Annotated in this window: 18 protein-coding genes and 2 tRNA genes; 8 read left to right on the forward strand and 12 right to left on the reverse strand. The window is 69.1% G+C overall.

The features are described 5' to 3' along the window. Positions 1 to 2 precede the first annotated feature (2 nt). Complete coding sequence (locus tag ABTZ59_RS01675) at positions 3 to 2624, reverse strand: valine--tRNA ligase (RefSeq protein WP_351388100.1); 2622 nt, start codon at positions 2622 to 2624, stop codon at positions 3 to 5. A 136-nt stretch (positions 2625 to 2760) separates the two neighbouring features. On the opposite strand from ABTZ59_RS01675, the gene ABTZ59_RS01680 reads away from it, so the two are divergent. After that, positions 2761 to 3732 carry a flagellar basal body-associated FliL family protein gene (locus ABTZ59_RS01680; protein ID WP_351388104.1) on the forward strand — a complete coding sequence of 324 codons (972 nt, stop codon included), beginning with the start codon at positions 2761 to 2763 and terminating at the stop codon, positions 3730 to 3732. 84 nt (positions 3733 to 3816) lie between these two features. Here ABTZ59_RS01680 and clpX read toward each other — a convergent pair whose 3' ends face one another. The 5 genes from clpX to ABTZ59_RS01705 all read right to left on the reverse strand — a co-directional run bounded on the left by clpX (position 3817) and on the right by ABTZ59_RS01705 (position 8614). Further along, entirely contained in the window at positions 3817 to 5109 is a 1293-nt protein-coding gene (clpX, locus tag ABTZ59_RS01685) for an ATP-dependent Clp protease ATP-binding subunit ClpX (protein ID WP_129771118.1), read from the reverse strand. A 145-nt stretch (positions 5110 to 5254) separates the two neighbouring features. After that, complete coding sequence (locus tag ABTZ59_RS01690) at positions 5255 to 5929, reverse strand: ATP-dependent Clp protease proteolytic subunit (protein WP_030352382.1); 675 nt, start codon at positions 5927 to 5929, stop codon at positions 5255 to 5257. 46 nt (positions 5930 to 5975) lie between these two features. Next, positions 5976 to 6581 carry an ATP-dependent Clp protease proteolytic subunit gene (locus tag ABTZ59_RS01695; RefSeq protein ID WP_030352383.1) on the reverse strand — a complete coding sequence of 202 codons (606 nt, stop codon included), beginning with the start codon at positions 6579 to 6581 and terminating at the stop codon, positions 5976 to 5978. Positions 6582 to 6926: 345 nt separating this feature from the next. Next, positions 6927 to 8360 carry a trigger factor gene (tig, locus tag ABTZ59_RS01700; protein WP_351388115.1) on the reverse strand — a complete coding sequence of 478 codons (1434 nt, stop codon included), beginning with the start codon at positions 8358 to 8360 and terminating at the stop codon, positions 6927 to 6929. Between the two features lie 177 nt (positions 8361 to 8537). Next, positions 8538 to 8614 (reverse strand) — tRNA-Pro (locus tag ABTZ59_RS01705). Between the two features lie 151 nt (positions 8615 to 8765). Here ABTZ59_RS01705 and ABTZ59_RS01710 point away from each other — a divergent pair. Then, a tRNA-Gly gene (locus tag ABTZ59_RS01710) sits at positions 8766 to 8836 on the forward strand. A 120-nt stretch (positions 8837 to 8956) separates the two neighbouring features. Here the strand turns inward: ABTZ59_RS01710 and ABTZ59_RS01715 are convergent. After that, on the reverse strand, positions 8957 to 9151 hold the full coding sequence (locus ABTZ59_RS01715) for a hypothetical protein (protein WP_351388120.1): 195 nt from the start codon (positions 9149 to 9151) through the stop codon (positions 8957 to 8959). A gap of 457 nt (positions 9152 to 9608) precedes the next feature. On the opposite strand from ABTZ59_RS01715, the gene ABTZ59_RS01720 reads away from it, so the two are divergent. Further along, positions 9609 to 10916, forward strand: a complete 1308-nt coding sequence (locus ABTZ59_RS01720) for an acyltransferase family protein (RefSeq protein WP_351388125.1) — start codon at positions 9609 to 9611, stop codon at positions 10914 to 10916. 162 nt (positions 10917 to 11078) lie between these two features. Further along, complete coding sequence (locus ABTZ59_RS01725) at positions 11079 to 12302, forward strand: cation:proton antiporter (RefSeq protein WP_351388129.1); 1224 nt, start codon at positions 11079 to 11081, stop codon at positions 12300 to 12302. Between the two features lie 111 nt (positions 12303 to 12413). On the opposite strand, the gene ABTZ59_RS01730 is transcribed toward ABTZ59_RS01725, so the two are convergent. Beyond that, positions 12414 to 13559, reverse strand: coding sequence for a SpoIIE family protein phosphatase (locus tag ABTZ59_RS01730; protein WP_351388132.1), 1146 nt, complete (start codon positions 13557 to 13559; stop codon positions 12414 to 12416). A gap of 106 nt (positions 13560 to 13665) precedes the next feature. On the opposite strand from ABTZ59_RS01730, the gene ABTZ59_RS01735 reads away from it, so the two are divergent. Continuing rightward, positions 13666 to 14901: a GNAT family N-acetyltransferase gene (locus ABTZ59_RS01735; protein WP_351388135.1), complete on the forward strand. Its 1236-nt coding sequence runs from the start codon at positions 13666 to 13668 to the stop codon at positions 14899 to 14901. Between the two features lie 22 nt (positions 14902 to 14923). On the opposite strand, the gene ABTZ59_RS01740 is transcribed toward ABTZ59_RS01735, so the two are convergent. Continuing rightward, on the reverse strand, positions 14924 to 15748 hold the full coding sequence (locus tag ABTZ59_RS01740) for an Fpg/Nei family DNA glycosylase (RefSeq protein WP_351388140.1): 825 nt from the start codon (positions 15746 to 15748) through the stop codon (positions 14924 to 14926). A gap of 284 nt (positions 15749 to 16032) precedes the next feature. Next, positions 16033 to 16521: a ribose-5-phosphate isomerase gene (locus ABTZ59_RS01745; protein WP_351388146.1), complete on the reverse strand. Its 489-nt coding sequence runs from the start codon at positions 16519 to 16521 to the stop codon at positions 16033 to 16035. A 188-nt stretch (positions 16522 to 16709) separates the two neighbouring features. On the opposite strand from ABTZ59_RS01745, the gene ABTZ59_RS01750 reads away from it, so the two are divergent. Further along, the gene (locus tag ABTZ59_RS01750) at positions 16710 to 18164 is read left to right on the forward strand and encodes an amino acid permease (protein ID WP_351388150.1); all 1455 of its coding nucleotides are present in this window, start codon (positions 16710 to 16712) and stop codon (positions 18162 to 18164) included. Positions 18165 to 18180: 16 nt separating this feature from the next. Here ABTZ59_RS01750 and ABTZ59_RS01755 read toward each other — a convergent pair whose 3' ends face one another. Further along, positions 18181 to 19722 carry a serine hydrolase domain-containing protein gene (locus ABTZ59_RS01755; RefSeq protein WP_351388153.1) on the reverse strand — a complete coding sequence of 514 codons (1542 nt, stop codon included), beginning with the start codon at positions 19720 to 19722 and terminating at the stop codon, positions 18181 to 18183. A 109-nt stretch (positions 19723 to 19831) separates the two neighbouring features. On the opposite strand from ABTZ59_RS01755, the gene ABTZ59_RS01760 reads away from it, so the two are divergent. Together ABTZ59_RS01760 and ABTZ59_RS01765 are read left to right on the forward strand one after the other, a co-directional pair. Next, the gene (locus ABTZ59_RS01760) at positions 19832 to 21052 is read left to right on the forward strand and encodes a sensor histidine kinase (RefSeq protein ID WP_351388156.1); all 1221 of its coding nucleotides are present in this window, start codon (positions 19832 to 19834) and stop codon (positions 21050 to 21052) included. Continuing rightward, on the forward strand, positions 21043 to 21690 hold the full coding sequence (locus ABTZ59_RS01765) for a response regulator (protein WP_351388162.1): 648 nt from the start codon (positions 21043 to 21045) through the stop codon (positions 21688 to 21690). The genes ABTZ59_RS01760 and ABTZ59_RS01765 overlap by 10 nt, the downstream gene beginning before the upstream one ends. Before the next feature lie 50 nt (positions 21691 to 21740). Here the strand turns inward: ABTZ59_RS01765 and ABTZ59_RS01770 are convergent, their stop codons facing one another. Then, positions 21741 to 22325 (reverse strand): biotin transporter BioY, encoded by a 585-nt coding sequence (locus ABTZ59_RS01770; RefSeq protein ID WP_351388164.1) that lies wholly within the window; start codon positions 22323 to 22325, stop codon positions 21741 to 21743. Positions 22326 to 22606 lie beyond the last annotated feature (281 nt).

The raw sequence follows: 22606 nt of genomic DNA on the forward strand, positions 1-22606 counted from the left end.
GGTCAGCCCTGGGGCAGGCCCGCGAGCTGCGCGGTCAGCCGCTCGATGTCCGCCTCGGCCTTGGTGAGCCGGCCGCGGATCTTCTCGACCACATTGTCGGGGGCCTTGGCGAGGAACGCCTCGTTGCCGAGCTTCGCCGTCGCCTGCGCCTTCTCCTTCTCCGCCGCGCCGAGGTCCTTCGTCAGGCGCTTGCGCTCCGCCTCGACGTCGATCGTGCCCGACAGGTCGAGCGCGACCGTCGCCCCCTCGACCGGCAGCGTCGCGGTGGCGTGGAAGCCCTCGCCCTCCGGCTGGAGGCGCAGCAGCTGCCGGATCGCCGCCTCGTGCGCGGCCAGCGGCGTACCCGTGAGATCCAGCCGTGCCGGGACCTTCTGGCCGGGCTGGAGCCCCTGGTCGGAGCGGAACCGACGGACCTCGGTGATCACCTGCTGAAGGTGTTCGATCTCCCGCTCGGCCGCCGTGTCGCGGAACCCGCTGTCGGCCGGCCAGTCGGCGACGACGACCGACTCCTTGCCGGTGAGCGTGGTCCAGAGCGTCTCGGTGACGAAGGGGATGATCGGGTGCAGCAGACGCAGGGTGAGATCGAGGACCTCGCCGAGGACCCGTCCGGAGACCTTCGCCGCCTCGCCGCCCTCGATGAAGGTGGTCTTGGACAGCTCCACGTACCAGTCGAAGACCTCGTCCCAGGCGAAGTGGAACAGCGCGTCGGACAACTTCGCGAACTGGTAGTCCTCGTAGTACGCGTCGACCTCCGCGACCACGGCGTTGAGCCGCGACAGGATCCACCGGTCGGTGGCGGACAGCTCGGCCGCGTCGGGCAGCGGGCCCTCGACGGTCGCGCCGTTCATCATCGCGAAGCGCGTGGCGTTCCAGACCTTGTTGGCGAAGTTCCGGGAGCCCTGGACCCAGTCCTCGCCGATCGGCACGTCGATACCCGGGTTGGCACCACGGGCCAGGGTGAACCGGACCGCGTCGGAGCCGTACTTGTCCATCCAGTCCAGCGGGTTGACCGCGTTGCCGAAGGACTTGGACATCTTCTTGCCGAACTGGTCACGGACCATGCCGTGCAGCACGATCGTGTGGAACGGCGGCGTGCCGTCCATCGCGTACAGACCGAACATCATCATCCGGGCGACCCAGAAGAAGAGGATGTCGTAGCCGGTGATCATGATCGAGTTCGGATAGAACTTCTCGACGCTCGGGGTCTGTTCGGGCCAGCCGAGCGTGGAGAACGGCCACAGCCCCGACGAGAACCAGGTGTCCAGGACATCCGTGTCCTGTGTCCAGCCCTCGCCCGTCGGCGCCTCGTCGTCGGGACCGACGCAGACGGTCTCGCCGTTCGGCCCGTACCAGACGGGGATGCGGTGGCCCCACCACAGCTGCCGGGAGATGCACCAGTCGTGGAGGTTGTCGACCCAGCCGAAGTAGCGGGACTCCATCTCCTTCGGGTGGATCGCGACCTCGCCGTCACGGACGGCGTCACCGGCCGCCTTGGCCAGCGGCCCGACCTTGACCCACCACTGGAGCGAAAGGCGCGGCTCGATGGTCGTCTTGCAGCGGGAGCAGTGTCCGACGGAGTGGGTGTACGGGCGCTTCTCCGCGACGATACGGCCCTCGGCCCGCAGCGCGGCGACGATGGCGCTGCGCGCCTCCATCCGGTCGAGCCCCTCGAACGGTCCCGGGACGGTGATCACGGCGCGCTCGTCCATGACCGTGATGTTCGGCAGATCGTGCCGGCGGCCGATCTCGAAGTCGTTCGGGTCGTGCGCGGGCGTCACCTTGACGGCGCCCGTACCGAACTCCGGGTCGACATGGGTGTCCGCGACGATCGGGATCGTACGGTCGGTGAGCGGCAGCTTGATCCGCTTGCCGACGAGATGCGCGTACCGCTCGTCGTCGGGGTGGACGGCGACGGCCGTGTCACCGAGCATCGTCTCGGCACGGGTGGTCGCGACGACGACGGAGTCCTCTCCCTCGCCGTACTTCAGCGAGACCAGCTCGCCGTCGTCGTCCTGGTACTCCACCTCGATGTCGGAGATCGCGGTGAGACAGCGCGGGCACCAGTTGATGATGCGCTCGGCGCGGTAGATCAGCTCGTCGTCGTAGAGCTTCTTGAAGATCGTCTGAACGGCCTTGGACAGCCCCTCGTCCATGGTGAACCGCTCACGCGACCACGCGACACCGTCCCCGAGGCGGCGCATCTGTCCGGAGATCTGCCCCCCGGACTCGGCCTTCCACTTCCAGACGCGCTCGACGAACGCCTCGCGCCCCAGGTCGTGCCGGGACTTGCCCTCCTTGCCCAGCTCGCGCTCGACGACGTTCTGCGTCGCGATGCCCGCGTGGTCCATGCCGGGCTGCCACAGCGTCTCGTACCCCTGCATGCGCTTGCGGCGCGTGACGGCGTCGATGAGCGTGTGCTCGAAGGCGTGCCCCAGGTGCAGGCTGCCGGTGACGTTCGGCGGTGGGATGACGACGGTGAACGGCGGCTTGTCGCTCTTCTCGTCGGCCTCGAAGTAACCGCGGTCCACCCAGCGCTCGTACAGCTTCCCCTCTACCTCGGCCGGAACGTACTGGGTCGGCAGTTCGGTGTTGGTCGCTGGCTGCTGCTGAGTGTTCTCGGTCACGGGGCACAGTTTAGAGGTGTCACCGCCCCGTACTGAAACGGGATAGTTCGGTAACGGTGCGGCCCCGGGTGACCCCGGTCACCGACTCGTCCGTCAGGATGTTCGGAACGCATAAGCAACTAACAGGGGACAGCACATGAGTTACAACCAGCCGGGCCCATACGGTGGGCAGCAGCCTCAGCAGCCAGGACCGTACGGCCAGCCGGGTCCCTACGGCCAGCAGCCGCCGCAGGGGCCCCCGGCGCCCGGCTACGGTTACCCGCAGCAGTCCCCGCAGGGCGTCCCCCCGCAGCAGTCCCCGCAGGGCTACGGCTATCCGCAGCAGCCGGGACCGTACGGCCAGCCGCCCCAGCAGCCCCCGTACGGCCAGCAGCCTCCCTATGGCGGTGGCCAGTACCCGCCCCCGCCGGGCCAGGCCCCCAAGAAGAAGACGGGCCTGATAGTCGGCGCGTCCGTGCTGGCTCTCGCGGTGATCGCGGGCGGCGCGTACTTCCTGGTGGGAGGCGGCGGCTCCGACGTCGCGGACGACGGCCCGCACAAGCTGACGGCGCCGGCGACGGTGCTCAACGGCGAGTACAAGAAGGGCGAGAGCAGCGGCGGCGACGGCGGCATGACCGAGAGCGACCTCAAGGACGCCGAGAGCTGGGGCGTGAAGAACCCCAAGGACGTCAGCGCCGACTACGAGGCCGGCAACAAGGACAACCCGCTGGCCGGCAAGGCCCTGAACTTCGGCGGGGTCTATGGCGAGATCGACGACCCGGAGAAGGTCGTGGACGGCATGTTCGCCTATATGAAGCAGAAGTCCACGGAGGAGAAGGACTCCATGGGCGAGATGGTCGGCACCCCCCAGGCGTTCACGCCCGAGGGTCTGGACAACGCCGTCCTGAAGTGCCAGGAGCTGAAGGTCAAGAACGACGGGTCCGGCACGGGCGCCGCCGCGGGACCGAAGGAGATCACCTTCCCCCTCTGCGTCTGGGGCGACCACAGCACCCTGGGCTTCTCCATGCACATCGAGATCGCCAACGCGATGGCGGGCAAGAGCGCGTCTCTCGAAGACGCCGCGGCCATCGCCGCGAAGCTCCGCAACGACGTCCGCGTCAAGCTCTGAGCGCGTAGCCACACAGGGGCGCCCGGCCAGTCGGACTGGCCGGGCGCCCCTCTGTCGTGCGTACGCGGACCGCCGCGCCGACGGTTACGCCGACTTCTCGTGGCGGCCGTCGTTCTTCACGATGCGCGGCTCGCGCGGGACCAGCGTCGGGTTCACGTTGTCGCGCACGACCTCCGCCGTGATGACGACCCGGGCGACGTCCTTGCGGGACGGCACCTCGTACATCACCGACTGGAGCACCTCTTCGAGGATGGCGCGCAGGCCGCGCGCGCCCGTGCCGCGCAGGATCGCCTGGTCGGCGATGGCCTCCAGGGAGGGCCGGTCGAAGTCCAGCTCCACACCGTCGAGTTCGAAGAGCCGCTGATACTGCTTCACCAGCGCGTTGCGCGGCTCGACCAGGATCTGGAGAAGGGCCTCGCGGTCCAGGTTGTGGACGGAGGTGAGGACCGGCAGGCGGCCGATGAACTCCGGGATCATCCCGAACTTCACCAGATCTTCCGGCATGACCTCCTGAAACTGGTCACTCGCCTCGATCTCGCGCTTCGAGCGGATCGTCGCGCCGAAGCCGATGCCCTTCGCTCCCGCGCGCGACTCGATGATCTTCTCCAGGCCGGCGAAGGCGCCGCCCACGATGAAGAGCACGTTCGTCGTGTCGATCTGGATGAACTCCTGGTGCGGGTGTTTCCGGCCGCCCTGCGGCGGTACGGAGGCGGTGGTGCCTTCCAGGATCTTCAGCAGGGCCTGCTGGACGCCCTCGCCGGAGACATCGCGGGTGATCGACGGGTTCTCGCTCTTGCGGGCGACCTTGTCGATCTCGTCGATGTAGATGATTCCGGTCTCGGCCTTCTTGACGTCGTAGTCGGCCGCCTGGATCAGCTTCAGCAGGATGTTCTCGACGTCCTCGCCCACATAACCGGCCTCGGTGAGCGCGGTGGCGTCGGCGATCGCGAACGGTACGTTCAGCATGCGCGCGAGCGTCTGGGCGAGCAGGGTCTTGCCGGAGCCGGTCGGGCCCAGCAGAAGGATGTTGGACTTGGCGAGCTCGATGGCGTCCTCGCGCCCGGACACCCCGCCGTTCTCGCCGGCCTGAACGCGCTTGTAGTGGTTGTAAACCGCCACGGAGAGGGCCTTCTTCGCGGGCTCCTGCCCGACGACGTATCCCTCAAGGAACTCGTAGATCTCCCGCGGCTTGGGCAGTTCCTCCCACCGCACCTCGGAGGTCTCCGCGAGCTCCTCCTCGATGATCTCGTTGCAGAGGTCGATGCACTCGTCGCAGATGTACACACCGGGACCCGCGATGAGCTTCTTCACCTGCTTCTGGCTCTTCCCGCAGAACGAGCACTTGAGCAGATCGCCGCCATCACCGATGCGTGCCACGAGGTGCTTCCCCTTCGCCTGGGAGCAGCCTGGTTCAGCGGCTCCTGTGCCTCATATCCGACGGTACCTTGCCCGGGCCCTCGTTCGGGCCCCCCTTGGCGCGGTTCACACGGGTCGTGGGACCGCGCCAAGGGCGCCGGGTGTGTCAGGCGGCCGCAGCGGCCGTGGTCTTGCGGGTCGACACGATCTGGTCGACAAGTCCGTACGCGAGCGCGTCCTCGGCGGTCAGGATCTTGTCGCGCTCGATGTCGTCGCGGACCTTCTCGATCGGCGTCGTCGAGTGCTTCGCCAGCATCTCTTCGAGCTGGGCGCGCATCCGCAGGATCTCGTTGGCCGCGATCTCCAGGTCGGAGAGCTGTTCCCGGCCGGTCTGGCTGGACGGCTGGTGGATGAGCACGCGCGCGTTCGGCAGCGCCAGTCGCTTGCCGGCGGTGCCGGCGGCGAGCAGCACGGCGGCGGCGGACGCGGCCTGGCCCATGCACACGGTCTGGATGTCCGGCTTCACGAACTGCATCGTGTCGTAGATGGCGGTGAGCGCCGTCATCGAGCCACCGGGGCTGTTGATGTAGATCGAGATGTCGCGGTCCGGGTCCATCGACTCCAGGCAGAGCAGCTGCGCCATGACGTCGTTGGCGGAGGCGTCGTCGATCTGCACCCCGAGGAAGATCACGCGCTCCTCGAAGAGCTTCGCGTACGGGTCGTACTCGCGCACGCCCTGCGACGTGCGCTCCACGAAGCGCGGGACGACGTAACGGTTGTCCACCTGCGGGCCGGTGTAGAGGCCGCTCGCGGAGTAGTTGTTCATGTGGGTGTTCACCATCCTGTGGCGTTCGGTGGGCTGGGCCGGCTGGTCGGGGCTGGTGATCTCAGGCCCCGGTACCGCCGCCGCCCGGAACACCCGAAGCAGCGGAGATGATCTCGTCGATGATGCCGTAGGCCTTGGCCTCCTCGGCGGTGAACCAGCGGTCGCGGTCACCGTCGCGGATGATCGCCTCTTCCGTCTGGCCGGTGTGGCGCGCGGTGATCTCGGCCATGCGCTTCTTCGTACGGAGCAGCTGCTCGGCCTGGATCTTGATGTCGGAGGCGGTGCCGCCGAGGCCCGCGGAGCCCTGGTGCATGAGGATGTCGGTGTGCGGCAGCGCGAAGCGCTTGCCCGCAGTGCCGCCGGTCAGCAGGAACTGACCCATCGAAGCGGCGAGGCCCATACCGATGGTGACCACGTCGTTCGGGATGTACTGCATGGTGTCGTAGACGGCCATGCCGGCTGTCACCGAGCCACCGGGGCTGTTGATGTAGAGGTAGATGTCCTTCTCGGGTTCGGCCGCGAGGAGGAGGAGCTGCGCCGTGATCTTGTTGGCGATGTCGTCGTCGACCTGCTGGCCGAGGAAGATGATCCGCTCTCCGAGCAGCCGGCTGTAGACCTGGTCGCCGAGGCCACCACCGAGGGACGGCTCACCGGCGGCGTAAGGCATCAGATTCGTCACGTATACACCTGCTCGTCTCTGACGGCTGCGGCCGTCTCAGCGTCTTCGTACCGGGGACGGGAAACTCCCCTGCCCTCGTATTCATGGACCCTAACGCGCTGGTCGGCGCGGGCCATCCCGCTTCCGTGGCTGTTCGCTGGGAGCGCAAGGCAGTTGGGGCTCCATACGGCCCTGAGCGGGCCTGCCGGCCCTCTCCCGGCCCCCCATGCCGCCCCTGGTGCCGTCGGGCCCTCACCGGTCCCGTACGGCGCCGGGGTGTACGGGACGGGCCCCGGTCGCGTGTGCGTCCGGGGCCCGTCCTGGCGTTCAGAGCGGCGTTCAGAGCGAGACGGCTCAGGCGTCGTTCTTGTCGGCCTTGGTGTCGGCCTTCTCGTCGGCCTTGGTGTCGGCCGCCGCCTCGGTGTCGGCGTCGGTGGAGTCGGCGGCCTCGACGGTCTCGGCCGGCTCGTCCTCGTCCTCGTCGTTCAGGTCGACGATCTCACCGTTCGTGTCGATCACCTTGGCCGCCTCGACGACCACCGCGAGCGCCTTGCCGCGGGCGACCTCGCCGACCAGCATCGGCACCTGGCCACCCTCGACGACCGCCTGGGCGAACTGGTCGGGGGACATGCCGGAGGACTGCGCGCGCCGCATGAGGTGCTCGGTGAGCTCCTCCTGGTTGACGTTCAGCTTCTCCTTGTTCACCAGCTCATCCAGGATGAACTGGGTCTTGATGCCCTTCTCCGCCTGCTCCTTGGTCTCGGCGTCGAACTCTTCCTCGGTCTTGCCCTGGATCTCCAGGTACTTCGCGAGGTCGAGGCCCATCTGACCGAGCTGGTGGTGCTCCAGGTTGTGCTTGCGGGTGTTGATCTCCTCCGCGAGCAGCTTCTCGGGGATCGGCACCTCGGCCAGCTTCAGCAGCTCGTCGAGGACGCGCTCCTGGGCCTGGGTGGCCTGGTCGTACTGCTTGCTGCTCTCCAGCCGCTTGCGGCTGTCGGCCTTCAGCTCGTCGAGCGTGTCGAACTCGCTCGCCATCTGCGCGAACTCGTCGTCCAGCTCGGGCAGCTCACGCGCGGCGACCTGGCTGACCTTGACGGTGACCTCGGCGGCCTTGCCCTCGGCGGCGCCGCCCTTCAGCTCGGAGGTGAAGGTGGCCTCGCCGCCGGCCTCCAGGCCGATGACGGCCTCGTCGATGCCGTCGAGCAGCTCGCCGGAGCCGATGGTGTACTGCACACCGTTGGCGACACCGTCGGGCAGGACCTCGCCGTCGACCTTGGCCTCAAGGTCGATCGTCACGACATCGCCCTCGGCGGCGGCGCGCTCGACCGGGTTGGTGGAGGCGAAGCGGTCGCGCAGCTGCTCGACCGACTTGTCGACGTCCTCGTCGCTGACTTCGATGGAGTCGACGGTGACCTCGATACCCGAGTAGTCGGGGATCTCGATGACCGGCCGGATGTCCACCTCGGCGGTGAAGGCCAGCAGCTCGCCGTCCTTGAGCTCAGTGATGTCGACCTCGGGCTGGCCGAGGACATTGAGCTCACCCTCGTTGACCGCGTCGGTGTAGAACTTCGGGAGGGCGTCGTTGACGGCCTCCTCCAGCACAGCACCACGGCCGAACCGCTGGTCGATGACGCGGGCCGGGATCTTGCCCTTGCGGAAGCCCTTCACCGTGACCTGCTGGTTGATCTTCTTGTACGCCGCGTCGAGGCTGTCCTTGAGCTCCTCGAAGGGCACCTCGACAGTGAGCCGAACCCGGGTCGGGTTCAGGGTCTCCACGGCGCTCTTCACGGTTCGGTCTCCTTGGTGGCTGATTCTTGGGTTCTGCCGGTCCGCCGCGGTGCGGCGCGATCCAGCGGATCGGCCCGGTTCCTCAGAGACTCTGCGGACACACGGGCGCGCAGCTTGCATAGTAACCGGAAGCGGGAAGAGCCCCACAATGCGATCTTGCGACGCGATCTTGAAAAATGGTCGGGGTGGCCGGATTCGAACCGACGACCTTCCGCTCCCAAAGCGGACGCGCTACCAAGCTGCGCCACACCCCGTCGGTGCGACACGTAGGGTACATGCCCGCGAGCATGCGGCCGACCGCTTTGCCCGGCGCCTCGACCGCCTCTTTGCCGGTGTGCGGCGAGCGCCCGGGACCCGCTACGATGTGGTCCGTGCCGAGGCCGCATGACCTGCGGCACGACGCGTGCGGGCGTAGCTCAATGGTAGAGCCCTAGTCTTCCAAACTAGCTACGCGGGTTCGATTCCCGTCGCCCGCTCTTGTGCAGAACTCATGGGTCGGAGCCGGTTTCCGTATGACACGGAGGCCGGCTCTCCTCGTTTCCGCTCCCGCCGCCACCGCCGACGGCGGCCACTTCCGCCGTCCGCGGCCGCCGCCGCTAGAAGCTGATCTGGTTGATCATCTCGGCCAGGGAGTTCATGAAGTTGTTCACCGACGGAGCGATGTTGGTGGAGGCGAGGAAGAAGCCGAACAGGATCGCGACTATCGCGGGGCCGCCCTTGAGGGAGCCACCGCGTATGAGCACCACGAGAACGACCGCCAACAGAACCACCACAGACAGCGAAATGGCCACACTGATCACACCCTCGGTCGGTCCGCCTAGCCCAGCCCCGGGAAGCGCGCACGCCACACCCCCGCTCCGACCATCGTGCCATCAACCTCCGCGCGGATGTTGTCCGGTGACGAATCCGCGACATCACGATCGCGCCAATCGCGCCCCCCGCGCGCCGGGTTCGGCGCGAGCGCGGCGCGCGCGAGCCCGCCGCGCGTGAATGACGCGTGGACGCGAATTCAAATCAACCGTCCCCTGGTGGTCACAACTCATTCACAACCCATTCCCTCCGTTTCGCGCGACCGGTCGACGTGTGCATTGACCGGGATCGTTCACACATAAAAGATCTCAACGATATGCCCCTTTTAATGCTGATTAACCAGGGCATATCGCCCGGTTGTCGGCGGTTTCAGATTCGAATGGGTTACTTGGCGGAGAGGTTTTACGAATTGGTTTGAGCGCGGCTAGGGTGCCTCGAATGTTCAAGGCGCCGCATACCGACGAGACGTCCGAGCCTCCCCGTACCTTTCCGGCCCCGGAGGTCGATCCCGCCACCGGAACCAGAGATTCCACGGTGGCCGACACGCCGGTGCCGACCGGACAGCGGCCCGCCGGTCCCGCCACCGGTCCGGCGGCGGATCAGAGCGCGGATCCGAGCGCGGATCGGAGCGCGGATCGGAGCGCGGATCGGAGCGCGTCGCCCACCAAGCGCGACGCGTTCTTCGACAACACCAAGTACCTGGCGATCGTCCTGGTGGCGGTGGCGCACTTCTGGGAACCCGTCATGGAGGGCAGCCGCGCGACGCGCGCCCTCTATCTGGTCATCTACGCCTTCCACATGCCGGCCTTCATCCTCATCTCCGGCTACTTCTCCCGGAGTTTCGCCGCCCGCCCGCACCAGATCAGGCGCCTGGTGACCGGGGTGGCCGTGCCCTATGTCGTCTTCGAGGTGGCGTACTCGCTCTTCGAGCGGTACGCGAACGACAACCCGGACCAGCCCATCAGCCTGCTCGATCCCTGGTATCTCACCTGGTTCCTGGCCGCGTTGTTCATCTGGCGGCTGACCACCCCGCTCTGGCACTCGCTGCGCCACCCGCTGGCGGTGGCGCTCACTCTCGCCGCGCTGGCGTCGCTCACGCCGGGCATCGGCGAGGACCTCAACCTTCAGCGCGTGCTCCAGTTCGGTCCGTACTTCGTCCTGGGGCTGCTGCTCAGGCCCGAGCACTTCCAGCTGGTACGGCGCCGCGAGGTCCGGCTGCTCGCGGTACCGCTGTTCGCGGGCGCGCTGGTCTTCGCGTACTGGGCCGGCCCCCGGATCGCGTCCGGCTGGCTCTACCACAGCGCCAGCGCCCAGCAGTTGGACTTCCCCTGGTGGGCGGGGCCCGTGATGACGTTCGCGCTCTTCGGCTGCTCACTCCTGCTGACAGCCGGATTCCTGGCATGGGTGCCCCGCCGCAGGACCTGGTTCACGGCGCTGGGCGCGGGCACGATCTGCGGCTATCTGCTGCACGGATTCCTGGTCAAGGCCGCGGTGTACGGCGGCCTCTTCGACGCGTACCCGTGGCTGGCCGGCCCCGCGGGGAAGGTCGTGGTGACCGTCGCGGCCGCCGCCGCGGTGACACTGCTGTGCACGCCTCCGGTACGGCGGCTGCTGCGCTGTGTGACCGAGCCCGAGATGCGGTGGGCGTTCAGGCGGGAGGCCCAGGCGCGGCCCGAGAAGGGGACGGAGACGGGGACACGCGCCTCCGGCCGAGCGGCCGACGCACTGTCGCGGACCTCTCGGTAGTCGCCCGCGCCGCCCTGTTGAGCCCACTTCCCGGTTTGTCCGGTTTCCCCGTCCACAGTTGCTCAATAAACCGTTTGGTAAACTAATTACTGACGATTTCTTGACGCGCCTTTGACTTGACGGAGGAACGATCCCATCGGACACGCAGAGACCCTCATAGCCATGGGCGGCGCCTTCCTCGCCGCCGCCGTACTCGCCCGTCTGGGCAGCCGCATCGAGCTGCCCACCATTCCCCTGTTCATCCTCGCCGGGATCCTGCTCGGCCCCCACACTCCCGGCATCGTGCTGGTCAAGGACCCGCACGAGCTGGAGATGCTCTCCGCCCTCGGGCTGGTCCTGCTGCTCTTCTACCTCGGCCTGGAATTCCACCTGGACGACCTCAAGGCGGGCGGCCGGAAGATGGCCCTCGCCGGTGGCGCGTATCTCGCGCTGAACGTGGGCGCGGGTCTCGGCTTCGGCTTCGCCCTCGGCTGGGGTACGGCGGAGGCGCTGGTGCTCGCCGGTGTGCTCGGTATCTCCTCGTCCGCGATCGTCACCAAGGTCCTGGTCGACATGGGCCGGATCGGTAACCCGGAGACCAAACCGATCCTCGGCATCATCGTCGTCGAGGACATCTTCCTGGCCCTCTATCTCGCCGCGCTCCAGCCCATCCTGTCGGGTGCGGACAGCGCCGCGGCCGCCGTCATGGACGGCGGGAAGGCGTTCGGCTTCCTGCTGCTGCTGGCGCTCGCCGCCCGGTTCGGCACGAAGGTCGTCGGACGGCTCATGAACACCAAGGACGACGAGCTTCTCGTCATCTCCTTCCTCGGCGCGGCGGTCCTCGTGGCCGGTGTCTCCGAGTGGTTCGGGGTCGCGGACGCCATCGGCGCTTTCATGGTCGGTCTGATGCTCGGCGGCACCACCTCGGGCCCCCGGATCCGCAAGCTCGTCCACCCGCTGCGGGACGCCTTCGGCGCGATCTTCTTCTTCGCCTTCGGGCTGTCGATCAACCCGGGTGATCTGCCGACCGTGCTCTGGCCCGTGCTCGTCGCCGCGGCCGTGACCCTTGTGATGAATGTCGCCGCGGGGCTCACCGCGGCCAGGATCTTCGGTTTCGGCGCCCAGCCCGCGGCGAACATCTCGACGACCCTGCTGGCCCGGGGCGAGTTCGCGCTGATCCTCGCCACGATGGCGGCGGGCGCGGGGCTCGACAGCCGGCTCGCTCCGTTCATCGCCGGATATGTCCTGGTCCTCGCGGTCCTCGGCCCGCTGGCGGCGGGCAGGTCGCACTGGCTGGCCCGGATCCTGCCGGGCGGCAGGACCGGAGGTGGCGGCCCGGGATCCGCGGGGAACGAGCCCTCGTACGCGCCCGATTCGGGCGACAGGGGGGCACCCGTGACGAGCTGACGCCCATGCTTTTACCACCACCCGCGACAGCCCGTACCACCCCGCGCTCCCCTCCGCCCATGACGGCGGAGGGGAGTTCTGTCCGTACGCGGGGGTGTCCGGCGAAAGACCCTAGGGCTCGCGGCAGATCAGCAGCAGCGCGCGGTCGTCGTTCACGTCCTTCGCGACCGCCTCGATGAGATGCCAGGCCGCACCCTCGAAGCCCGGGACGACATAGCGGTCCGCCTCGCCGGTGAGCCGGTCGATGCCCTCGCCCAGATCGCGGCCCGGGGCCTCGACCAGCCCGTCCGTGAAGAGCATCAGCACGTCACCGGGGCGCAGTGAGCCCTTGACCGGGTCGAACTGCGCCCCGTCGTACACCCCCAGCAGCGGGCCCTCGCCCGACTTCTCCTCCCAGCGGCCGCTGCCCGCGTGCAGTTGGAGCGCGGGCAGATGGCCCGCCGACAGCAGTTCGAAGTCACCCGAGTCCAGATCGAGGACGAGATGGATGGAGGTGGCGAAGCCCTCGTCCCAGTCCTGTCTGAGCAGATAGCCGTTGGCCGCCGGGAGGAAGCTGTGCGAGGGGAGCGAGCCGAGGAGTCCGCCGAAGGCGCCCGAGAGCAGCAGGGCACGGGAGCCCGCGTCCATGCCCTTGCCCGAGACATCGGTCAGGACGACTTCGAGCGTCCGGCCGCCGTTGGTCCGGGCGGCCACCACGAAGTCGCCGGAGAAGGACTGGCCGCCGGCCGGGCGCAGCGCCATCTCGTGGTGCCAGCCCTTGGGGAGCCGGGGCAGGGCGCTCTGCACCCTGATCCGTTCGCGCAGGTCGAAGAGCATCGTCCCGCCGCGCCGCCAGGGCACCCCGACGCGCGCCCTGAACTGGGCGATCAGCAGTCCGAAGAGCCCACAGGCGGCGACCACGAGCACCGTGCCCGGGGTGACGCGGGCCGGGCCGTCCGGGTACGGGCCGAGGACCATCGACTCGATGATCAGCGCGGCGGCGGCGGCCGCGTACAGACTGAGCAGACTCGCGGGCCGCAGCAGCAGCCCGCCGGCCACGATCGGGAGGACGAGTGCGGAGGGCGCGCACCAGACGGGGACGGCGATGGTGGTGAGCGTGATGGCCGGGATGGTGAGCAGCAGACCGACGAGGGCGATCCAGTCGGAGCCGTCGCCCCGGAAGTAGTCCACCCCGGATTTGCGCACGCCGTTGCGGACCCGGTGCAGCTTCCTGCGCATCCGGGCCGAGTAGGATTCCGCTCCCGCGACACCGGCCATTGTTGTGGACCCTATCGATCCGTCCGCCCGGCGTGCAGGGGGACCCCTGTGACATTGCGTTCGAAATCGGGTCGCCTTGTTGTCCTGCCCCTGGTACTGATGGCACATGACTATCGATCTACGGGTACTGAAACCGGCCGAATGGGACACCTGGTTCGGGGCGCTGGAGCTCGCGTTCGGTGGTGTCCCGGACACGATCGGGGAGACCGGGCTGATGCGGGAGCTCACCGAGTTCGACCGCTCGCTCGGGGTCTGGGACGGGGACGAGTGCGTGGGCACGGCGGGGGCGTTCAGCTTCCGGCTCACGGTACCCGGCGGTGCGCGGGTCCCCGCGGCCGGCGTGACGATGGTGAGTGTCGCGGCGACGCACCGCCGGCGCGGGGTGCTGACGTCGATGATGCGGCGCCAGCTCGATGACGTCAGGGCGTGGGGCGAACCGCTCGCCGTGTTGACGGCCTCCGAGCCGGTGATCTACGGACGCTACGGCTACGGCGTCGCGACCGAACAGCTCTCGGCGGAGATCGACACCTCCCGGGTGCGGATCTCGATACCCGAGGGATCGGACGATATACGTCTTCGTCGGGTGAAGCCGGATGACCCGGTGGTACGCGACGCGTGCGAGGCGGTGTACGCCGCCGAGGTCGCGGGGCGGCCGGGGATGCTCGCCCGCCGGCCGGGCTGGGAGCGGCATCCGGTCGTCGACGCCGGACAGGTGAAGGACGGCATGTCGGCGCTCCAGTGCGTGCTGGCGGAGCGGGACGGCGAGGTGGTGGGGTTCACGCTCTTCCACAACAAGCCGGAGTGGGACAGGTCGGGCCCGAAGGGGACCATCGAGCTGCGGGATCTGTACGCACTGGACCCGGCGGCGTACGCGTCGCTCTGGGACTTCCTCTTCTCGATCGATCTGACCTCGACGGTCCGGGCGGGCAACCGGCCGCCGGACGACCCGTTCCAGTATCTGGTCTCGGACATCCGGCGGTGCCAGGTGCGGCTGCGGGACTCGCTGTATCTGCGGCCGGTGGAGGTCGGGGCCGCGCTGGAGGCCCGTACGTACCGGACGCCGGTGGATGTGGTGCTGGAGGTGACGGACGCGTTCTGCCCCTGGAACGAAGGGCGTTGGCGGCTGTCAGGCGACTCCAAGGGCGCGTCCTGCGAGCGCACCGCCGATCAGGCCGAGCTGGCGCTGTCCGTGAACGAGTTGGGCGCCGCGTATCTGGGCGGCGCCTCCCTGGCGGCGCTGGCGCGCGCGGGGCGGGTTCGGGAGATACGTCCCGGAGCGCTGGGCGATGCGTCGGCCGCGTTCTCGTCGGAGATCGCGCCCTGGCTGCCGCACGGGTTCTAGGTCCTGTCCGGTCGGACAGGACCTAGGCCCTGGGGCCTTGGTGCCGCTGGCAGCCCGGGCACCAGAACAGGTTGCGGGCGGCGAGGGTCGCGGTGCGGATCTCGTCGCCGCACAGCAGACAGGGCATCCGCGCCCTGCGGTAGACGTACACCTCGCCGCCGTGATCGTCGACGCGCGGCGGGCGGCCCATCGCCTCGGGGGTGTGCTCGGGGCGGACGGTGTCGATCCGGTTGTTCCGTACCCCTTCACGCATCAGCGCCACCAGATCCGCCCAGATCACCTCCCACTCGCGGCGGGTGAGGTCCTTGCCCGCGCGGTACGGGTCGATGCCGTGACGGAAGAGGACCTCGGCGCGGTAGACATTGCCGACGCCCGCGATCACCTTCTGGTCCATGAGCAGGGCGGCGACGGTCGTACGGGACCGGGAGATCCGCGCCCAGGCCTTCTCGCCGTCGTCCACGCGGCGCAGCGGGTCAGGGCCGAGGCGTTCGTGTATCGCCGCCTTCTCGGGCGCGGTGATCAGGGCGCAGGTGGTGGGGCCGCGCAGATCCATGTACGCCGTATCGGAGGCGAGCCGCAGCCTGACCGTGTCCGTGGGCGGCGGGGCGGGCGCGTCGCCGAAGCCGACCTTGCCGAACAGGCCGAGGTGGATATGGACCCAGCCCTGGTCCTCGAAGCCGAGGAAGAGATGTTTGCCGTGGGCGTCGACGCCGTCGAGGACCCGGCCGTCGAGCAGCGCCGCGCTGTCGGAGAACTTGCCCTGGGGGCTGCTGACCCGGGTCGGCCGACCGCCGAACCGGTCGAGATGGTCCTGGGCGAGCCGGTGGATCGTATGCCCCTCGGGCACGGGATCTCCTCTGTGACACGTTCGGTGAAAGGTCCTCGGCCGGACGGACGGGCCGTGGGCCGCGACATGGCTGTGCCGCCGGGGCGGCCCCGGCGGCACATGATCAATCCGGGCGGTAGGCCCTAGGGCCTTTCGTTCGGATCTTGCCGGGCTCGCGTGCCCTGGCACCGCGCCTCGCCGCGTTGTCGTCAGTCACCAGGGCTCCGCCATGGCTCCCTCCTCCGCCTTGCGATCCACGGCACCAGCCCCCGCTCCCTGATCCGGCCTGATCCAAACGAAAGGCCCTAGTCCTGGCGCGGGTGGTGGGCCGGGACCGGCGGGAGTTCGTGGGTCGACTCGTAGTCGGTGAGCATCTGGATACGGCGCGCGTGGCGCTCCAGGCCCGAATACGGGGTGTTGAGGAAGACCTCGACGAACTTCGTCGCCTCGTCCCGCGTGTGCATCCGGCCGCCGACGGAGATGACATTGGCGTCGTTGTGCTCGCGCCCGAGAGCCGCGGTCTGCTCGCTCCAGGCGAGGATGGCGCGGACACCCTTGACCTTGTTCGCGGCGATCTGCTCGCCGTTGCCCGAGCCGCCGATCACCACGCCGAGACTGTCCGGGTCCGCCGCCGTGCGCTCCGCGGCGCGCAGACAGAACGGCGGATAGTCGTCCTCGGCGTCATAGATGTGGGGTCCGCAGTCGACGGGCTCGTGGCCATGGGCCGTGAGCCACTCGACGAGGTGGTTCTTGAGTTCGTAGCCGGCATGGTCGGAACCGAGATACACGCGCATGGAGCGAAGTGTGGCACGCGGGGTGTGGCACGCGCTCCGCTGGGTAGCGGTCAGCGGGGTCAACCTTCCGGTAACCCCACGTACAGCTCCGGATAACGAAACGGAATCGTTGCTTCCGTTTCTGGGGGCCGAACGTTTGAATGCCGGGACTCACTACTTGAGTGGACCGAAGACGTAAGGATTGCCGCATGACCTCCCTGCCGTCCCCCACGAAGGAAGGCGGAAAGCCCAGCGAGCCTGGGAATACGCAGTCCTCCGACGGCCTGCAAGCCGGTCTCAAGAACCGTCATCTGTCCATGATCGCGATCGGTGGAGTGATCGGCGCCGGGCTGTTCGTCGGCTCCGCTTCCGGTATCGCCGCCGCGGGTCCCGGCATCCTGCTCTCCTACGCGCTGGTCGGCCTGATGGTCGTACTCGTCATGCGCATGCTGGGCGAGATGGCCGCGGCGCGGCCCAGCTCCGGATCCTTCTCCGCCTACGCGGACCAGGCGCTCGGCCGCTGGGCGGGGTTCTCCATCGGCTGGCTCTACTGGTTCTTCTGGGTGGTGGTGCTGGCGGTCGAGGCGACCGCGGGCGCCCAGATCCTGGAGGGCTGGATACCCGCCGTGCCGCAGTGGGCGTGGGCGCTGATCGTGATGGTCGTACTGACCGCCACGAACCTCGCGTCGGTGGCCTCGTACGGTGAGTTCGAGTTCTGGTTCGCCGGCATCAAGGTCGTGGCGATCGCGGCGTTCGTCGTCGTCGGTCTGCTCGCCGTCTTCGGTCTCCTGCCGGGGTCCGACAATCCGGGCGCGGGTCTCGCCCATCTCACCGACAGCGGCGGATTCCTGCCCAAGGGGCCCGGGGCGATCCTGACCGGTGTGCTGATGGTCGTCTTCTCCTTCATGGGCAGCGAGATCGTCACCCTCGCGGCCGGGGAGTCCTCGAACCCGCAGCGGGCCGTCGCCAAGGCGACCAACAGCGTGATCTGGCGGATCGCCGTCTTCTATCTGGGCTCCATCTTCGTCGTGCTGACGCTGCTGCCCTGGAACGATCCGTCGATCCTCAAGGAGGGCTCGTACGTCGCGGCGCTGAACTCGATCGGGATCCCGCACGCCGGGCAGGTGATGGACTTCATCGTGTTGACGGCCGTCCTGTCCTGTCTGAACTCCGGTCTCTACACGGCCTCCCGTATGGCCTTCTCGCTCGGCCTGCGCGGGGACGCGCCCAAGGCGTTCGCCCGGACCAACGCGCGCGGCGTCCCCACGGCGGCCATCCTGTCGTCCGTCCTCTTCGGGTTCGTCGCCGTCTTCTTCAACTACCAGTGGCCCGACACCGTCTTCGCGTTCCTGCTCAACTCGTCGGGCGCGGTGGCGCTGTTCGTGTGGCTGGTCATCTGCTTCACCCAGTTGAGGATGCGCGGAATCATCCTGCGCGAGGCGCCGGAGAAGCTGGTCGTACGGATGTGGCTCTTCCCGTATCTGACCTGGGCGACGATCGCGATGATCTCGTTCGTACTGGTCTACATGCTCACCGACGACACGGCGCGCGAGCAGGTGCTGCTCTCGCTGCTGGTGGCGGCGCTCGTGGTGGCGATCGCCCTGGTCAAGGAGGCGCGTGGGCGGAAGGAGAGGTCGGCGGCGGAGGCCGACGTCCGAGGGTGACCCCGCCCGTCCCGTGTCAGGCGCGCCGGTGGAGGCGGAAGGCCGCGAGCCCCCGTGCGGCGATCACCGCGGTCGAGGCGAGGGCGGTCACGGCCGTCCAGATGACAAGGGCGGGCCAGGCGTAGGTGACCTGCGCCAGGGTTCCCGAGCGGTTCATCAACAGGCCGAAGAGGGCGGCGAGTCGCGTGAGGAGGAGAAGGGGAAGTGCGTACGGCAGCAGCCGCGCCACTCGCCACCACGGTCGCCCCTCGGTGCGCCGGGCCCACCGGCGGGCTCGAAGAACGCCACGGACACCGAGGCCCGTCGCCAGCAGGGTGAGGGCCGCGAGGACCCAATCGGCCGTCATGGAGAACGGCTTGGCCACCTCCGGGCTCTCGCCCCTGGCGAGGTCGACGAGGCCGTCCGAGATCTGAGGCGCGTCGTCTCCGGAGATCATGCCGGTGTTGGTGACGACCGCGATACCGATCCCGCTGTCGGGCAGCAGGGTGGCGATCGAGTTGTGGGTCAGCAGCTGGCCGGTGTGCTGGATCTCCCTGGGTCCGCCGTCCCGTGTGCTCCGCGACCAGCCCATGGCGTAGTGGCTGTCCGGCGGTGACGTGGGCGGGGTGTGCGTGAGATCGATGGTGCGTGCGGTGGCGACGCGTCGGCCGTCGGCGGACACACCCCGGTTGTTCTGGGCGATCAGCCACCGCGAGAGGTCGTCGGCCGTCGTGACGACACCGTGGCCGCCCGCGGTGAACCAGCGGGGATGGGGACGGGAGAACACCGAGCCGTACGCGCGGACGTAGCCGCGGGCGCCATCGGGCATGTCGTCGGTGGTGTCGACGGAGGTGGTGCGCGTCATGCGCAGCGGCTGGAAGATCTCCGCCGCCAGGTAGTCGGAGAAAGGCCGGCCGCTGACGACCTCGACCAGGCGGGCCGCGACGAAGTAGTTGGGGTTGTGGTAGCTGTTCCTGGTGCCAGGATCGGCGGCCAGGTGCGCGTCGCGCATCGCGGCGACCGCCTCCTTGAGGGTCCGCGGTTGAGCGCGCCTGAGATCGGGGTAGGCGGAGTCGGCCATGCCGGAGGTCTGGGTCAGCAACTGCCGGACGGTGATCTTTCCGGCGCGTCGGTCGGCCATGGTGAACTCGGGCAGGTAGCGGTGCACGGGCTGGTCCAGGCCGACCCTGCCCGCCTCGACGAGCCGCATGACGGCGAGTGCGGTCATGGCCTTCGACAACGACGCCACCGGTACGCGCGTCCGCGCGGTCATGGCCTGCCCGGACGCGGTGTGCCCATAACCGGCGGTGTGCACAACCCGGTCGCCCTGGGTGACGGTGACCACCGCGCCCGGCAGACCCGTCCGCTCCATGTAGTCCCGTACGTAACGGTCGATGGCCGGCGGGTCCAAGGTGGCGGCGGGTTTCGCGGCGGACGCGGGCGGGGCGGCGGACAGCGTGGCCGCGATGCCGAGGGCGGCCACCAGGGCGGCGAGTCCGCGACGGGCTCCGTACCGGGCGGCGCGGACGGTGCGTACGGCGGGGACGGTGCGCGCGGCGGGAACGGTGAATATTCTCATGAGGCCCAGTGCACCGGGCCGGGCCCCGTCGGCGCATTGGCGTACACGGGAGTCCAAAGGTAGTGCCGGCACTACCGTTTCGAGCTCCCCGCCCCGGTACGGTCGGCGCGTGCGACACCGAACCGCCTGGCAGGCCCTGGCCCAGACCCCGTTGAAAGTGCTCGGCTCCCGCTGGCCCTGGCGGGCGTTCGCCTATCTGCTGTCCGGGGTCGTCTTCGGCGCCGTCACCACGACGGTTCTGGTGATCATGCTGATCGCCGGGGTCGCTTCGCTGGTCGTCGCCGTGGGGGCGGTGTTCCTGCTCGGCGTCGCGCTGTCCGGCATCGTCGTCACCCGCTTCGAGCGCTGGCGCCTGCGTCTCGTGGACCTGGATCCGGTGCCGGACCCCCACCAGGCCCCCGAACGGGCCGGGCCACGCGGATGGCTGCACACGCGGCTGCGTGAGCCGGCGACCTGGCGCGAGCTCGGCTTCACCGCGGTGTCGTTGACCGCTCTGTGGTGGATGGATCTCCTGGTCCTGGGTTTCGCCCTGGCCGTCCCGGTACTGGTGATGCTGTCGCCGGTCGACGATCCCGATGCCTGGCCCTTGCTGATCGTCGGCCTGTGTCTGCTGCCCGCCGCGCCGTACACCATCACCGCCTGGGCCGGTGCGCGGGCGGCGGTCACGCGTCTGATGCTGGCACCCCGCGACAGCGAGCTGGGGCGCCGGCTGACCGACGTACGAGCCTCCAGGGCACGTCTGGTCGACGCCTTCGACGCGGAGCGACGCCGGATCGAGCGGGATCTGCACGACGGAGCCCAGCAGCGGCTCGTCTCCCTCAATGTGATGCTCGGCCTGGCCCGTCTCGATGCCGAACCCGGCTCCTCCCTGGCCGGGCAGCTCGGCGACGCCCAGGAACAAGTCACCCTCGCCGTCGACGAGTTGCGCGAGCTGAGTCGGGGCGTCCACCCCAAGGCCCTCACCGACCAGGGTCTGACAGCGGCGGTCGAGAACCTCGCCACCCGCTCCGTCCTGCCCGTGACGGCCGACATACGCCTGCCGCGCCGGGTGCCCCTCCCGGTGGAGACCACGGCGTACTTCGTGATCGCCGAGGCCCTGACCAACGCCACCAAACACAGTCGCGCGAGCCGGGCCCGGGTGCACGCCCGGCTGGACACCGACGTACTCACCCTGTCCATCAGCGACGACGGCGTCGGCGGCGCCGACCCTGAGGCGGGCAGCGGCCTGATCGGCCTCGCCGACCGCGTCGCCGCCGCGGACGGCAGACTCCGCGTCTCCAGCCCGCGGGGCGGCCCTACACTCCTGCACGTGGAGCTGCCGTGCCGCTGACCGTCGTGCTCGCCGAGGACTCCCCGCTGATGCGGGACGGGCTGGTGGGTGTGCTGACCCGGTTCGGCCATCAGGTGCTCGCCGCCGTCGGGGACGCGGATGCCCTGCTCACCGCGGTCCGGGAGGTCGGCCCCGACATCGTCGTCACCGACGTCCGCATGCCACCGGACAACACCGACGACGGTCTGCGCGCCGCCATCGCCCTGCGCCGCGAGCGGCCGACGCTGCCGGTCCTGGTCCTCAGCCAGTACATCGAGCAGTCCTACGCCGCCCATCTGCTCGACCTCGGCAGTGACAGCGGCATCGGCTATCTCCTGAAGGACCGCGTGAGCGCCGTCACCGAGTTCGTCGACGCGGTCACCCAGGTCGCCGCCGGTGCGACGGTCGTGGACCCCGAGGTGGTACGCCAACTCCTGAACCGCCGCCACGACCCCTTGCGACGGCTCACCCCACGGGAACGCGAAGTCCTCGCCCTCATGGCCGAGGGCCATGCCAACGCCGAGATCGCCCGCGAGCTGTATGTCACGGAAGCGGCGGTGAACAAGCACGTCAGCGGCATCCTGCAGAAGCTCGGACTCCACCTCGACGGCCAGGGACACCGCCGCGTCCTCGCCGTCCTCACCTACCTCCGCGCCTGACCGCGGCGCGGTCGGCCCTCGGGTGAGGTCGGCCGGGCCCTCGGGTGAGGTCAGCCGCGGCGGCCGATGAGCTTCCACGCGGCGGGCAGCGCGCCCATCGCCAGGGCCGCCTTGAGGGCGTCCCCGAGCAGGAAGGGCACCAGACCTGCGCTGACGGCGGCACTCAGTGACATCCCGGTGTAGAGCGCCAGGTAGGGCACGCCCACGGCGTAGATGATCACCGAGCCGAGCACCATCGTGCCGGCCGTACGCGGTACGGAGCGGTCGCCGCCGCGGCGGGCCAGCGCGCCCACCACCGTGGCGGCGAGCAGCATGCCGAGGACATAGCCGAAGGAGGCGAAGCTCAGTCCCGCGCGGCCCTCCGCGAACCATGGCATTCCGGCCATGCCGACCACCGCGTAGAGCGCGAGGGAGAGGAAACCGCGGCGGGCGCCGAGCGCGGTGCCGACGAGCAGCGCGGCGAAGGTCTGGCCGGTGACCGGGACGGGCGAGCCGGGGACCGGGACGGCTATCTGCGCCGCCACTCCGGTGAGCACGGCTCCCCCGACGACCAGGGCGATGTCCCGGGTGCGGGTGGCGGGGAGCAGATCGGCGAGGACCGCTCCGGTACGGGGGGCTGCGGCAGCAGTGCTCATGGGGTCTCCGCGGTCGTGGGGCGTCGGGCTTCCGACGTCGGGTCAGGGGCTTCTTGCGGCATGCGTCGAACAGCCCGACGGTAACCGACGGTCCCGCGCCGTTTCACCGTCGGCCATCCACAAAGGGGAGGTCAGCGCGTTGTCGGAGATGGCACAAAGTGCCGCTCCGACAACCCGGCGCGCGGCACTGGGGTCCTAGGACCATCGCCTGATCGGCGCACGATCCTGTTGCTGCTAGCGTGCACTTGCATAGGATGTGCAATAAGAGGCCGGAGGGTTTG

The organism is Streptomyces sp. NPDC094034, assembly GCF_040303865.1.
Taxonomy (GTDB): domain Bacteria; phylum Actinomycetota; class Actinomycetes; order Streptomycetales; family Streptomycetaceae; genus Streptomyces.